Origin of the sequence: Paraburkholderia kururiensis (genome assembly GCF_034424375.1) — a bacterium.
GTDB lineage: Bacteria > Pseudomonadota > Gammaproteobacteria > Burkholderiales > Burkholderiaceae > Paraburkholderia > Paraburkholderia kururiensis_A.
Window position 1 is genome coordinate 1,202,583 of record NZ_CP139965.1, and the last position, 14,135, is coordinate 1,216,717.

Here is a 14,135-nt window from a genome sequence, read left to right on the forward strand (position 1 = left end):
CGAAGTGCGGAATCCGCGTCAGGCGGACAAAGCGTGAGCGCAACGGTTAATCGTCCTCGATCCAGGCGGCGACGCCCACAGGTTCCACCCGCGGGCCGCCCAGCACGAACCGCGCGCCGTGCGGTGCGGGCACGGCGTGCGGTTCGTCGCTGTAGTTGATGGCGAAACGGAGCGGCCCGCGTGTGCGCAGCCGCAGTCCCTCGGGCAGCAGTATGGCCTCGATGCCCGCATCGCGCACGCAGTGTGCCACGATGGCGCGCAGCATCGCCTCGTCGAAACAGGCCGTCACGAGGCTCACGCGGCCGTGGCGCAGCAGCGCGGGCACGCCGTCGTCGAACCGGGCGAGCACGTCGGTGCCGGCGCCTGGCTGGGCACGGTCGCGCCAGCGCAGCGCGTGCCCCTCGGCGCCTTCGAAGCGAATGGCCGGGCGAATGGATGGCCGCAGCGATTCGACCTCCGCGATCCGGACGGGCAGCACGCGTTGCAGCTTGCCGGGCGGCAACTCGGGCGTGATGGCGAAGCTGCTGGTCTTCGATCCCGTGCGGGGCCCGAAAATCCAGTGGCTCGCGCCGCGCTCGATCTGGGCGATCACGCTGTCCGGCAGGATGGGCAATGTGGGCGCGACGACGAGCCGGTAGCCGGCAACGTCGGCATGCGCCGACACGATGTCGACGTCGAGGCCCAGCGAGCGCAACGCGCTGTACCACTCGAACACGTGATGCTGATAGTCGAAGTCGGCACCGTGCGGCTGTGCGCTCACGACCCAGTCCGCTTCGTAATCGAACAGCAGCGCGACGCTCGCGTGCTGCGTCGCATAACGGGCCGTGCCGAGCGCGCGCAATTCCTCGCCGACCTGCGCCACTTCCCGGCCGCCTTGCGAGAGCGTGTCGTCCGGTGCATGCAGCCCCGAGTGCATCTGTTCCTGCGCATAAGGACACTGGCGCCAGCGGAAATACGAGACCAGTTCCGCACCGTGCGCGAAGGCTTCCCATGTCCAGAGCCGCACGACGCCGGGCTGCGGCACCGGGTTCCACGGTGCCCAGTTCACGGGCCCCGCCTGTTGCTCCATGACCCACATGCGGCCGTTGCCGATACCGCGATAGAGGTCGTGACTGAACGCCGAGACATCGGGATGCCCGGTACGTGCCCAGCGATGCTTGTCGGCCTCCCCGAGCGGCAGCACCTCCGTGCGCGGCACCGGGTAACTGTCCCAGGCGGCCACGTCGAGACCGTGACGCGCAAACGCGTAGTGATCGAACGCGGTGAAGAAGCCCATGAAGTTGTGCAGCAGATCGCGCCCCGGCGCATGTGCGCGAATCAGTTCGGCTTGCAACGCGTGAAAGCTTGCCACCTCGTCGGACTGAAAGCGGCGAAAGTCGAGCACGTGCGACGGATTGAGATCGGTGGGCGTGCATTGCGGCAGCCCGATCTCGTCGAAGTGCCGGTATTCCATGCTCCAGAACACGTTGCCCCACGCCGCGTTCAGCGCACCGATGGTGTCGTAGCGGTCGGCGAGCCAGCGGCGAAAGCGTTGCAGTGCCGCCTGCGTGTAGGCCGGCACCGTGTTGTGGCAGCCCAGTTCGTTGTCCGTCTGCCAGGCCACCACGGCGGGGTGACGACCGTAGCGCCGCACCATCTCGCCGACGATGCGCGCGCAATGCTCGCGATAGACGGGGCTGGAAATGTCGTAGTGGCGTCGCGAACCGAATTGCATGACGGTGCCGTCGCGCATGACGGGCAGTATTTCCGGATGCTGGTCCACGAGCCACTTCGGCGGCGAGGCCGTCGGCGTGCCGAGCACGATCTTCAACCCGTGGCGCGCGAGCGTCGCAATGGCGTCGTCGAGCCATGCCCACTCGTAACGTCCCGGCTCCGGTTCCATACGGCTCCACGCGAACTCGGCGATGCGCACGCGCGCGATGCCGAGTTCCGCCATGCGCCGCGCGTCGCTCTCCCATTGGTGGGCGGGCCAGTGTTCCGGGTAGTAACAGACGCCGAGTTGCATTGAAGTCGTTCCTTGCATCGTGGTTGAGTGGTTATGCAGCAGGCGCTTGCCGTTCGCGCGTCAGCCCTTCGTCGCGCCGAACGTGAGGCCTGCCACGAAGTGCTTCTGCATGGCGAAGAACATGGCCACCGAAGGCAGCGCCGCAAGCACGGAACCTGCGGACACGAGGTTCCATGCCGTCGTCCATTGCCCGCGCAACGCGGCCACGCCCACGGTGATAGGCGCGGCGTCGTCGCCTTGCGTGAGGCACAGCGCCCAGAAGTAGTCGTTCCAGACGAACGTGAAGACGAGAATCGCCAGCGCGGCGAGCGCGGGCCGCACGAGCGGCAGCACCACGCGCAGATAGATGCTCCATTCGCTCGCGCCTTCGATGCGGGCGGCCTCGATCAACTCGTAGGGCAACTCGCGAATGAAGTTGCGCAGGAACAGCGTGCAGAAACCCGTCTGAAAAGCGGCGTGAAAGAGCACGAGCGCCCAGACCGTGTTGTAGAGATTGAGCCCGAGCATCAACTCGCGCACGGGAATCATCAGAATCTGGATGGGCACGAAGTTGCCTGCCACGAAGAGCCCAAGCAGCACGGCGTTGCCGCGAAAGCGATAGTTCGCCAGCGCGTGGCCGGCCATCGAGGCGAGAAAAATCGATACCGCCACGGCGGGCAGCGTAATCAGGCAGCTATTCCAGAAGTAGTGGAGCATCGGCGTTTGTGTCAGCGCCGTGCCGTAGTTTTCGATGAACGCGAAATGCTGAGGCCAGCCCCAGTAGTTGCCGGCGGCAAGCTCGTCGGTGGAGCGCACCGACGTGACGAGTACCGCGATGAGCGGCACGAGCCAGAGCAGCAGCGCCACAGGCAGCGAGAGGCGATAGAGGAAACGCGGCGCGGGACGCCACCGTTGCACGGGCATCGGATACATGACGGATTCCTTACGATTCGACGCGCACGAGGCGGCGCAATTGCCACACGATGTAGACCAGCATGATGGCGAACAGCACCACGGCGATGGCCGCTGAATAGCCTTCGCGGTAGTACTTGATGGCCTGGTCGTACATGAAGTAGGCGAGCACGGTGGAACTGTCGAACGGGCCGCCGCCGCTCATCACGGAAATCAGATCGAAGCTGCGCAATGCGCCGATCACGGTGAGCACCACGGCCATGAAAGTGGCGGGCCGCAATTGCGGCAGGATGACGTGCCACAGCAGCGTGAAGCCGCGCGCGCCTTCCATGCGCGCCGCCTCGATGATCTCGCTGTTGATGCCCGTGAGCCCCGTGAGGTAGAGGATCATGCAGAACGGTATCTGCGGCCACAGCGCGGCGAAGATGATGCCGTAGGTGACGTAGTGCGGATCGCCCAGCACCGGAATGCCGTGGCCCACGATCAGCTTGAGCAGTCCGAACGTGGGGTCGTAGAACCACGAGAACACGAGGCCCACCACGACGCCCGGCAATACGAACGGCGCGAAGAACAGCGACTTCACGAGCCGGATGCCGAACACGTTTTGATTCAGATACAGCGCGAGCGCGAGGCCCGCCGGTGGCGCGAGCAGAAACAGCACGAGCCAGATCAGGTTGTTCTTGAGCGCGACGTAGAACGTGTCCGACGCAAACAGCTCGCGGTAGTTGTCGAGCCCGGCGAAAGTCTTCGCCGTCATGCCGTCCCAGTGATGGAAGCTGAGACTGATGCTGCTCGCAATCGGATAGATGACGAACACGGCGAAGAGCGCCAGGCCCGGCAGCAGAAACAGCAGCGCGGCACGCGTGCGCCGCTGGTTGAGCGGCACCGGTTTGCGTGCGGCGGACCGTGGCGCCTGCGAGCGCGCGCGATGAGTGGCGGTAAGCGACATGAGTGCAATTCCGGCGGTTCATGAGCGGAGCGATGCGTGCATCGCCCCGTCAGTGGTTGCGCGTCTACTTTTTGTAGATGCGCTTGCGCGTGGCTTCGAGCCGCTGCAGGATGGAATCGATCTGCGTCGGGTCGGAGAAGAACTGCTGCATGGCCTTCATGCCTTCGTCGGCCATTTCCTTCGTCATGTCGCGGTCGTAGAACTGTGCGATGCCACCCGTCGTGCTGGAAAGCGTCTGGAAGCCGACCTTCGAGATGGGGTCTTGCGGCTCAGGCGCCTTGTTGTTCGAAGGCAGTTGACCCCAGCCCTTTGCGAGTTCGCCGTTGATCTGCGGCGTTCCCATGAAGGCGAGCAGGCGCCGTGCATCAGCCTTGTCCTTCGCTTTCGCGGGCACGATCAGCACGTTGACGGGGCCGTCTTCGGCCACGGGCACCGATGCGTCGATCACTGGGAAGCGGAAGAAACCCATCTCGTTGCGCGTGGCCGCGGGCAGGCCGGCGGAGAAGAAGGTGCCCATCAGCATCATCGCGGCCTGGCCGTTCACGAGCAGCGGACCGATGGAATCGACGTCGTACGAAAGCGCGTTGTCGATGAAGTACTTGTTGTCGATCAGCGTCTTCCACGCTTCGTACACGCGCTTCACGCGCGGGTCGGTGTAAGCGACGTCGCCGGCCATCAACTGCTGGTGAAACGCGTAGCCGTTGATGCGCAGGTCGAGGTAGTCAAACCATGCGGCCAGTGTCCACGAGTCGCGTGCGGCCACGGCGATGGGCGCCACGCCTGCGGCCTTCAGCTTGCGGCAGTCTTCGAGAAACTGCGGCCAGCTGGCGGGCTCGCCCGAAATGCCGGCCTTCTGGAACAGGTCCTTGCGATAGAAGAAACCGTAGGCGTCGTAGCCGAGCGGCAGGCTGTACTGCTTGCCCGCGTAGCTGGACGACTGCTTCACGGAAGCATAGGTGTTGTTCCAGCCGTTCTTCTGCCAGTCGCCGCTGAGGTCTTCCAGCAGGCCGCGCTTCGCGAAGTACGCCATGCGCTCGCCGTTGTGCCAGCTGAGCACGTCGGGCGGATCAGTGGCGAGCCAGCCGGAAATCTGCACCTTGTAGGCTTCCTCGCCAACGTAGGTCACTTTCAGCTCGATGTCGGGATTGGCCTTCCTGAATTGATCGAAGGCCTCCTGCCAGGTGGCGCGCTGGTTGCCGCGCGCCGAAACGTTGACGGTGAGCGTGCCTGCATCTGCCACTGTGGCCACCGTGGCCGCTGCGAAAGCGGCGCCGGTGAGGCAGGCGATCGCGAGCGCACGTGCGTTGAGCTTCATGTCCTTGTCTCCTTCAGTTGGTGTGTTTTACGTGTGGGCTGCTTTTCTCTTACGCGATGGCCAGCACCTCACGGCTCTGCAAAACGGCTTTGCCGGTTGCGTCGAACAGGTGGCACAAGCCTTCGGGTAAATGGAACGATTGCCGCTCGCCTTCGCGCAGCGTCGACGTGCCTGGCGATTTCGCGAGCAGCGGCGTGCCGCCCGGCTGGTCGAGATGCACGTAGGCGGCCTCGCCCAGTTGCTCCACCAGCAGCACCGTGCGCGTGATCGTGCCGGCCGGTGCGGCGTCGCGAGACGGCATGGGCGAGAGATGCTCGGGGCGAATGCCGAGCGTGACGCGCTCGCCCGGCGAGAGCGCGCGTTGCGGCGAACGCTCATGCAACGTCACTGACTCGCCCGTAGAGTCGAGGCGCAGTTCGATGGTCTCGCCGTTCATGGCGGCGATGGTGGCGGGCAGGAAATTCATGCGCGGCGAGCCGATGAACCCGGCCACGAAAAGGCTGGCCGGGCGATGGTAGAGGTCGAGCGGCGCGCCGATCTGCGCGATGCTGCCCTCGCGCGCCACGTCTTCGCCGGAGCGTAGCAGCACGATCTTGTCGGCGAGCGTCATGGCTTCCACCTGATCGTGCGTCACATAGACCGAGCTGGCTTCGCGAAAGCGCCCATGCAGCCGGGCGATTTCGATGCGCGTCTGTCCGCGTAACGCCGCATCGAGATTCGAGAGCGGTTCGTCGAAGAGAAACACTTTCGGCTCGCGCACGATAGCGCGGCCAATGGCAACGCGTTGGCGTTGCCCGCCCGAAAGCTGCTTCGGGCGACGCTCCAGCAATTCGTCGAGTTGCAGCACGCGCGCCGCCTCCAGCACGCGGCGACGAATCTCGTCCTTCGGCACGCCCGCAATACGCAGACCGAAGCCGATGTTGTCGAACACGGTCATGTGGGGAAACAGGGCGTAGCTCTGGAACACCATCGCGACGCCGCGCTCCGCGGGCGGCGTTTCGTTCATGCGCTCGCCGCCGATGAGAAGTTCGCCCGTGGTCAGTTCTTCGAGCCCCGCGATGATGCGCAGCAGCGTCGACTTCCCGCAGCCTGAGGGCCCGAGGAACACGCAGAATTCGTGGTCGCCGATGTCGAGGTTGACGTCCTGCAAGACGGGCCGATGCTGGCCGTATTGCTTCGAGACATGGCGCAGCGAAATGGTGGTCATCGCGTGCTCCCGCCGGGCAGGGCGCCGCTGTGCCCAGCGCGATTCTTGCGATTTCCGCTCGCATTTAAGCGCTTAAATTTTTGTGTTGCAAAGTCCGGCAGCGGCCTTACCATGTCGTCTCCTGCAAGTTCGTTATGGACCAGAACTTAGCTCAGCGATTTCAGCGGTGCAACTTTTTGAGACGCCATCCCAGCATATGAGTAACGCTATGGCCACGTGCGTGGCGCGATTTCGCGAGCGTGGATCGCGCACGCCATGGTGACCCTCGCCGAAGTGGCGCGGCGCGCGAAGGTGACGGGCGCGACCGTGTCGAACGTGCTGCGCAATCCGCAGAAGGTGAAGCCCGAAACGGTGGAACGCGTGATGGCCGCCATCCGCGAACTGGGCTACCGGCCCAACCTCACGGCGCGCGCGTTGGCCCAGGGCCGCACGTCCACGCTTGCGCTCATGCTCTCCAACATTGCCAATCCGTTCTACCCGGAGTTCGTGCTCGCGGCCGAACGCGAGGCGCGCAAGCGCGGCTATTTCCTGCTGGTCTGCAATACCGACGACGACCCCGCCATCACGCGCGCCTACCTGGACCAGATTGCGGGCACGCTGGCCGCGGGCGTGATCGTGATGAACACCGACCTCGCCGAGCGCGAACTGGTGGAAGTGGCGGGGCGCGGCGCGGCCGTCGTGCTCTGCATGTGGGAGCACGTGCAGCCCACGCGTGCGCTGCCGTGCGTGACGGTCGACTTCGCGGCGGCGGGTGCGCTGGCCGCCGGCCATCTCTCGGAACTCGGGCACCGCAAGTTCGGCGCGCTGGTGGGCGAAGGGTCGGGTGGTCCGCAAACGGTGCGCGTGGCGGGCTTCGAAAGCGGGCTCGCGGCGCGCGGTCATGCGGCGAAGTCGCTCGTCGCGGCGCGCACGCGCGATTCGATCGAAGGCGGCTACGAGGCCGCCATGACGCTGTTGCGCAAGCATTCCGCCTTGACCGCGCTCTTCGCGACGAACGACCTGATGGCCATCGGCGCCATGCAGGCCGCTGCGGATCTGGGCAAGCGCGTGCCCGACGATCTTTCCGTGATCGGCATCACCGACATCCAGCTTTCGCACCAGTTTCGCCCCGCGCTCACGACGGTGCGTTTTCCGACGGCGGAGATCGCCGCGCGCTCTATTACGCTCGCGCTCGAAATGGTGGAAGGCACCGCGCCGGCCCAGGAAATGTACGCCGTGCGCGGACCCGAACTCGTGGTGCGCGAATCGACAGGCCCGGCGCCGCCGCGGCGACGCGGTTGAAGCCGCGCCGGGCGGCAAACGCAACCGCGCGCCCACCACTGTCTCTGCCCCTCGCGCCCCGGCCTTGCCGGGGCGTCTTCTTTAGCGTCCTTGCCGCCGCTTCCATGGCCTTCCATGACGTAGCAGACCGAAGGTTCGCGCCCGATTAGGGGTTTGTCCCAAGGCGTACCGATGACGCTTTACATATCAGGTAGCCTGATAGTAAATTGGTGGCAAGTCGCAATCGCGGCACTGTTCATGGAGAGAAGAGATGAGTTACGAAGGTCGCTGGAGCACGGTCAAGGTGGTGGTGGAGGGCGGCATCGCGTGGGTGACGCTGAACCGGCCGGAAAAGCGCAATGCAATGAGCCCCACGCTCAATTCCGAGATGACGAACGTGCTCGAGACCGTGGAGCTGGACCCGGAAGCCCAGGTGCTGGTGCTGACGGGCGAAGGCGACGCGTGGACGGCCGGCATGGACCTGAAGGAATACTTCCGCGAAGTGGATGCCGGCCCTGAAATCCTGCAGGAAAAGATTCGCCGCGACGCGAGCCGCTGGCAGTGGCAACTGCTGCGCATGTATTCGAAGCCCACCATCGCGATGGTGAACGGCTGGTGCTTCGGCGGCGGATTCTCGCCGCTCGTGGCCTGCGACCTCGCCATCGCCGCGGACGAAGCCGTGTTCGGCCTCTCGGAAATCAACTGGGGCATCCCGCCGGGCAACCTCGTCAGCAAGGCCATGGCCGATACCGTGGGGCACCGCCAGGCGCTCTACTACATCATGACGGGCGAGACCTTCACGGGCCAGCAGGCGGCGCAGATGGGCCTCGTGAACAAGAGCGTGCCGCGCGCGGAACTGCGCGAAGAAGTGCGCGCGCTCGCGGCGAAGCTGCTCGACAAGAACCCCGTGGTGCTGCGCAACGCGAAGCACGGCTTCAAGCGCTGCCGCGAACTCACGTGGGAGCAGAACGAGGACTACCTCTACGCCAAGCTCGACCAGGCCAATTACCGCGACCCCGAAGGCGGCCGTGCCCAGGGCCTCAAGCAGTTCCTCGACGACAAGAGCATCAAGCCCGGTCTGCAAAGCTACCGCCGCTAAGGCGCAATAGCGGACAAGACAGGAACGGACGAGACCTGAGCGGAGACATCGAAATGCACGAGGTGAGCTTGTTGATCGACGGCGTGTCGCGCGGCGCGTCGGACCATGAAACGTTCGAGCGGATCGGTCCGGCGAGCGGGCAGCCGGTGTCGCGCGCAGCGGCCGCCACGCTGGCCGATGCGGACGCCGCGGTGGCCGCTGCCGCGCGCGCCTTCCCGGCGTGGTCCACGCTCGGGCCGACTGAGCGCCGCAAGCGGCTTGCCGCTGCGGCCGACCTCATGGACGCCCGCGCCGCCGACTTCATCGCCATCGGCACCGCTGAAACAGGCGCCATGCCGAACTGGTACGGCTTCAACGTGATGCTCGCGGCCAACATGCTGCGCGAGGCCGCGGCTATGACGACGCAGATCGACGGCGCCGTGATTCCCTCCGACGTGCCCGGCAGTCTCGCCATGGCCGTGCGCCAGCCCTGCGGCGTAGTGCTCGGCATGGCGCCGTGGAATGCGCCCGTGATTCTCGGCACGCGCGCACTCGCCATGCCGCTCGCATGCGGCAACACTGTGGTGCTGAAGGCGTCCGAAGGTTGCCCCGGCGTGCATCGTCTGATCGGCAGCGTGCTGCACGATGCGGGTCTGGGCGACGGCGTCGTGAACGTGATTACGCATGCCGCCGCAGACGCGCCCGCTATCGTCGAACGTCTGATCGCGAACCCCGCCGTGAAGCGCGTGAACTTCACGGGCTCCACGCGCGTGGGGCGCATCGTTGCCGAGCTCTCGGCGCGGCACTTGAAGCCCGCGCTGCTCGAACTGGGCGGCAAGGCGCCCGTGCTGGTGCTGGACGATGCCGACGTCGACGCCGCCGTGCAGGCCGTCGCCTTCGGTGCGTTCTTCAACCAGGGGCAGATCTGCATGTCGACGGAACGTGTGATCGTCGACCGCAAGGTGGCGGACGCCTTCGTCGAGAAGCTCGTCGCGAAGGCGCGCACGCTGAAGGCCGGCGACCCCGCCGCGCCGGGCGTCGCGCTCGGCACGCTGGAAAGCGTGGGCGCGGCACAGCGCATCAAGGCGCTCGTGGAAGACGCGCGCGCCCACGGCGCCGCGCTGCCGCTCGGCTGCGAAGTGACGGGCGCCGTGATGCAGCCTGTTATCGTGGACGGCGTGACGCGGAACATGAAGCTCTACGCCGACGAATCGTTCGGGCCCGTGGTCACGGTGCAGCGCGTGGACGGCGACGAAGAGGCGCTCGCCCTGGCGAACGACAGCGAGTATGGTCTTTCGGCAGCGGTGTTCAGCCGCGACATCGCGCGTGCGATGCAGGTGGCGAAGCGCATCGAGTCGGGCATCTGCCACATCAACGGCCCGACGGTGCACGACGAAGCGCAGATGCCGTTCGGCGGCGTGAAGGCGAGCGGATACGGGCGGTTCGGCAGTAAGGCGTCCGTTGCGGAATTCACGGACCTGCGCTGGATCACGGTTCAAACAGGCCCGCGCCACTATCCGATCTGAACGGGCCGGCTCGTTCGAAGCGGTTGGGAGCAGACCCGGTCGCGGAGACCGGGTCGCGCGGACCGGACACCCACGAACATAACAACACGACGAATCTGCTGCCGGCACGTGAGCGCACCGGCCGGCATGCAGACAGGAGACACGCCTTGGATGCGTATGCAAGCCCTTTGGGCACAGCTGCCGGCGCCTCGCAGCCGTCGGCGGATGTGCCGTACCGGTCGGTCGCGATCGGCTCCACGCCGCCGCGCATCGAAACGCGCAACGGCTGCTGGTACGCGCGCGCCGATGCGCCGCTCGGCGACTATCCGCGCTGCCTCACCGACCGTCTCGCGAGCGGCGCCGCGCGCCATCCGGACCGCTTGCTGGTGGCACGGCGCGGTGCTGACGGCCAGTGGATCGGCATCACCTACGCGCAGATGCTGGAGCGCGCGCGGGCCATCGGCCAGGCGCTGCTGGACCGCGGTCTTTCCGCGCAACGGCCGGTAGCGATTCTCTCGGGCAACGACCTCGAACATCTGCAGATGGCCTTCGGCGCGATGTGGGCCGGCATTCCGCATGCGCCTATTTCGCCCGCATATTCGCTCGTGTCGAGCGACTTCGGCAAGTTGCGGCATGCGTTCGACCTGCTGACGCCGGGGCTCGTGTTCGCCTCCGACGGCGCCGCGTTCGCGCGTGCCTTCGACGCCGTGGTGCCGCCCGACGTGGAGCGCGTCGTCGCGTCCGCGCCCGCGGACATGCAAGGCGTGACGCACCTCTCGTCGCTGCTCGATACGGTGCCCACCACCGTGGACGCCGTTCAGTCCTCGCTCACCGCCGACACCATCGCGAAATTTCTCTTCACATCCGGCTCCACACGGTTGCCGAAAGCGGTGCCCACCACGCACCGCATGCTGTGCAGCAACCAGCAGATGCTGCTGGAGACGTTCCCGCAATTCGGCCTGGAACCGCCCGTGCTGGTGGACTGGCTGCCGTGGAACCACACGTTCGGCGGCAGCCATAACGTGGGCATCGTGCTTTATAACGGCGGCACGCTCTACATCGACGACGGCAAGCCCGTGGCCGGCAAGTTCGACGAGACGCTGCGCAATCTGCGCGAAATCGCGCCCACGGTCTACTTCAACGTACCGAAGGGCTGGGAAGAACTCGCCATCGCGCTCGAACAGGACGCGCAGTTGCGCGCCACGTTTTTCTCGCGCGTGAAGATGTATTTCTTTGCGGGTGCGGGGCTTTCGCAGGCCGCCTGGGACCGCCTGGAACGCGTGACGCAGCAGTACTGCGGCGAACGCATCCGCATCATGGCCGGGCTCGGCATGACGGAGACGTCGCCGTCGTGCATGTTCACCACGGGTCCGCATTCGGGCGCCGGATATATCGGGCTGCCGGCGCATGGTTGCGAGGCGAAGTTCGTGCCCGTGGACGGCAAGCTGGAGGCGCGCTTTCGCGGCCCGCACGTCATGGCCGGCTACTGGCGCGCCACGCAGGCCGAGCAGCGCGACGTGTTCGACGAAGAGGGCTACTACCGCACGGGCGACGCCGTGCGCTTCGTGGACCCCGAACGTCCCGAGATCGGCATGATGTTCGACGGCCGCATTGCAGAGGACTTCAAGCTCTCGTCGGGCACGTTCGTGAGCGTGGGGCCCATGCGGGCACGCATCGTGTCGACGGGCGCGCCTTATGTGCAGGACGCCGTCATCACGGGCATGAATCGCGACGACGTGGGCGCCATGATCTTCCCGCGTCTCGACGATTGCCGGCGTCTCGCGGCCATGCCGCCCGACGCGGATGCGCGCGCCGTGCTGGCGGCGCCCGCCGTGCGCGCGTTTTTCGCGGACCTGCTCGCGCGCCTCAATCGCAGCGCGACGGGCAGCGCGACGTTGATCACGCGCATGCTGCTGCTCGACGTGTCGCCATCGCTCGATCTGGGCGAGATCACGGACAAAGGCTCGATCAACCAGCGCGCCGTGCTCACGCATCGCGCGGCGCAGATCGAGGCGATGTATGCGACGGATGCCGCCGATGCCGGCGTGATCCTCGCCAGCCACGCTGCACCCAACTGAGTTCGCGCAAAGGTCTGCACGATGAGTCTCGATTACCGCGCGCCGCTGCGCGACATGGGTTTCGTGATCGGCGAGTGGCTCGATGCGCCATCGCTGTGGCGCACGGTGCCGCAATGGAGCGATCTCGATCTTTCCACGGCGCAGCAGGTGCTCGACGAAGCCGCGCGTTTCGTTCAGGAACGCATCGCGCCGCTCAACGCGAGCGGCGACCTGGAAGGCTGCCGCTTCGAGAGCGGCGAGGTCGCCATGCCAGCCGGCTTTGCCGAGGCCTACAGCGAATACGTGGAGGCCGGCTGGCCGACGCTCGCGCTCGATACCGATTGCGGCGGCCAGGGCCTGCCTCAACTGCTCGACGTCGCGCTCCAGGAAATGCTGGCGGCCGCGAACCACGCATGGCTCATGTCGCCCGGTCTCACGCACGGCGCCACCGCGTGCCTTCAGGCGCATGGGTCCGAGCGCGTGCAGCGCGACTTCCTGCCCAAGGTGGCGAGCGGCGCATGGCTCACCACGATGTGCCTGACCGAACCGCAGGCCGGCAGCGACCTCGGCTTGCTGCGCACGCGTGCCGTGCCCGACGCTTCCGGCGACGGCTATCGCATCAGCGGTACGAAGATTTTCATCACCGGCGGCGAGCACGACATGACGGAGAACATCGTGCATCTGGTGCTCGCCCGCTTGCCCGACGCGCCGTCGGGCACGAAAGGGCTTTCGCTCTTCGTCGTGCCGAAGTGGATCGATACGCCCGCGGGACGCGAACGCAACGGCGTGCGCTGTGAAGGCATCGAAAAGAAGATGGGGCTCAAGGCGAGCCCCACCTGCACGATGGCCTTCGAAAACGCGCTGGGCTGGATGGTGGGCGAGCCGCATCGCGGGCTCGCCTCGATGTTCGTGATGATGAACGCGGCGCGCCTGCAGGTCGCGATGCAGGGCGTGGGGCATGCACAGAGCGCGTGGCAGCGGGCGTCGGCGTATGCGCTCGAACGCGTGCAGGGGCGCGCCGTGGCTTCGTCCTCCGTTGCGGAGGCGCGCGCTTCGGCGCCCATTGCCTCGCATCCCGCGATACGGCGCCTGCTGCTCGACAGTCGTGCCATCGTGGAGGGCGAACGCGTCATCGGCTACTGGGCGGGACATTGGCTCGACGTGGCCGCGCATCATCCGGATGCGTCGGCCCGGCAGGAGGCCGCCACGCTCGCTTCGCTGCTCACGCCCATTACGAAGGCGTTCTTCACGGAGAACGGTTTTGCCGCGGCGTCGAACGCGTTGCAGGTGTTCGGCGGCTACGGCTACATCCACGAATACGGCATCGAGCAGACCGTGCGGGACAGCCGCGTGTCGATGCTCTACGAAGGTACCAACGAGGTTCAGGCCATCGATCTGCTCGCGCGCAAGGTCATGGCCGATCGCGGCGAGGGCTTGCGGACGCTGCTGGCTCATCTGCGCGTAGAAGCGTCGCGTTGCCGCGAGTGCACGCACGCCGCGGACAGCCGCACGGCTTCCGCAGGCGAGCGGCTCGACGCGCTGTGCGCGGACGTGGAACGTGTGACGCGCGACGTGATACGCGTGGGCAACGACGACGCCGAGCTGCCGTACCGCGTGGCGAGCGACTATCTCGCGCTGCTGGGCTGGCTGCTGCTCGCGTTCGCGTGGGCGCGTACGTTGCGTATCGTGAGTGCTGCGACTGCGGCCGGCGACGCCGATCCGTTCTATGTCGAAAAACGGGCTACAGGTGCGTATTTCTTCGACTATCCGCTCACCGCGTTCGAGCATCGTCTCGCGCTCGTCGAAGCGGGATGCAAGGCGGCGTTGCCCGCTGCGGGGCACGTTGCCGCCTGATAGTCCTCAGGCGC

General features: G+C 66.3%; 10 protein-coding genes. 5 read left to right on the forward strand and 5 right to left on the reverse strand.

What is annotated here, in order from left to right; all coding sequences use genetic code 11:
- Positions 1 to 46 precede the first annotated feature (46 nt).
- The 5 genes from U0042_RS05430 to U0042_RS05450 form a co-directional block, all read right to left on the reverse strand.
- Positions 47 to 2,005 (reverse strand): beta-galactosidase, encoded by a 1,959-nt coding sequence (locus tag U0042_RS05430; protein ID WP_114814450.1) that lies wholly within the window; start codon positions 2,003 to 2,005, stop codon positions 47 to 49.
- 60 nt (positions 2,006 to 2,065) lie between these two features.
- Positions 2,066 to 2,917 (reverse strand): carbohydrate ABC transporter permease, encoded by an 852-nt coding sequence (locus tag U0042_RS05435; RefSeq protein WP_114814451.1) that lies wholly within the window; start codon positions 2,915 to 2,917, stop codon positions 2,066 to 2,068.
- Positions 2,918 to 2,927: 10 nt separating this feature from the next.
- Positions 2,928 to 3,845 carry a carbohydrate ABC transporter permease gene (locus tag U0042_RS05440; protein ID WP_232833553.1) on the reverse strand — a complete coding sequence of 306 codons (918 nt, stop codon included), beginning with the start codon at positions 3,843 to 3,845 and terminating at the stop codon, positions 2,928 to 2,930.
- A gap of 64 nt (positions 3,846 to 3,909) precedes the next feature.
- Positions 3,910 to 5,160: an ABC transporter substrate-binding protein gene (locus U0042_RS05445; protein WP_114814452.1), complete on the reverse strand. Its 1,251-nt coding sequence runs from the start codon at positions 5,158 to 5,160 to the stop codon at positions 3,910 to 3,912.
- Positions 5,161 to 5,209: 49 nt separating this feature from the next.
- Positions 5,210 to 6,367: an ABC transporter ATP-binding protein gene (locus tag U0042_RS05450; protein ID WP_114814453.1), complete on the reverse strand. Its 1,158-nt coding sequence runs from the start codon at positions 6,365 to 6,367 to the stop codon at positions 5,210 to 5,212.
- Positions 6,368 to 6,622: 255 nt separating this feature from the next.
- Here U0042_RS05450 and U0042_RS05455 point away from each other — a divergent pair, with 255 nt between their 5' ends.
- From U0042_RS05455 to U0042_RS05475, 5 genes are all read left to right on the forward strand, one after another.
- The gene (locus U0042_RS05455; protein WP_114814454.1) at positions 6,623 to 7,648 is read left to right on the forward strand and encodes a LacI family DNA-binding transcriptional regulator; all 1,026 of its coding nucleotides are present in this window, start codon (positions 6,623 to 6,625) and stop codon (positions 7,646 to 7,648) included.
- A 250-nt stretch (positions 7,649 to 7,898) separates the two neighbouring features.
- Positions 7,899 to 8,726, forward strand: a complete 828-nt coding sequence (locus U0042_RS05460; RefSeq protein ID WP_114814455.1) for a p-hydroxycinnamoyl CoA hydratase/lyase — start codon at positions 7,899 to 7,901, stop codon at positions 8,724 to 8,726.
- A 53-nt stretch (positions 8,727 to 8,779) separates the two neighbouring features.
- On the forward strand, positions 8,780 to 10,231 hold the full coding sequence (locus U0042_RS05465) for an aldehyde dehydrogenase (protein ID WP_114814456.1): 1,452 nt from the start codon (positions 8,780 to 8,782) through the stop codon (positions 10,229 to 10,231).
- Positions 10,232 to 10,398: 167 nt separating this feature from the next.
- Complete coding sequence (locus tag U0042_RS05470) at positions 10,399 to 12,288, forward strand: feruloyl-CoA synthase (RefSeq protein ID WP_114814457.1); 1,890 nt, start codon at positions 10,399 to 10,401, stop codon at positions 12,286 to 12,288.
- Between the two features lie 21 nt (positions 12,289 to 12,309).
- A complete protein-coding gene (locus U0042_RS05475) occupies positions 12,310 to 14,121 on the forward strand; it encodes an acyl-CoA dehydrogenase (RefSeq protein ID WP_114814458.1) in 1,812 nt (603 codons plus the stop codon).
- Positions 14,122 to 14,135 lie beyond the last annotated feature (14 nt).

Bases quoted from the DNA above. Each gene is read 5' to 3' on its own strand.
- U0042_RS05460 (WP_114814455.1), top strand. From the start codon at position 7,899: ATGAGTTACGAAGGTCGCTGGAGCACGGTCAAGGTGGTGGTGGAGGGC.
- U0042_RS05445 (WP_114814452.1), bottom strand. From the start codon at position 5,160: ATGAAGCTCAACGCACGTGCGCTCGCGATCGCCTGCCTCACCGGCGCC.
- U0042_RS05435 (WP_114814451.1), bottom strand. From the start codon at position 2,917: ATGTATCCGATGCCCGTGCAACGGTGGCGTCCCGCGCCGCGTTTCCTC.
- U0042_RS05455 (WP_114814454.1), top strand. From the start codon at position 6,623: ATGGTGACCCTCGCCGAAGTGGCGCGGCGCGCGAAGGTGACGGGCGCG.
- U0042_RS05465 (WP_114814456.1), top strand. From the start codon at position 8,780: ATGCACGAGGTGAGCTTGTTGATCGACGGCGTGTCGCGCGGCGCGTCG.
- U0042_RS05475 (WP_114814458.1), top strand. From the start codon at position 12,310: ATGAGTCTCGATTACCGCGCGCCGCTGCGCGACATGGGTTTCGTGATC.
- U0042_RS05430 (WP_114814450.1), bottom strand. From the start codon at position 2,005: ATGCAACTCGGCGTCTGTTACTACCCGGAACACTGGCCCGCCCACCAA.
- U0042_RS05440 (WP_232833553.1), bottom strand. From the start codon at position 3,845: ATGTCGCTTACCGCCACTCATCGCGCGCGCTCGCAGGCGCCACGGTCC.
- U0042_RS05450 (WP_114814453.1), bottom strand. From the start codon at position 6,367: ATGACCACCATTTCGCTGCGCCATGTCTCGAAGCAATACGGCCAGCAT.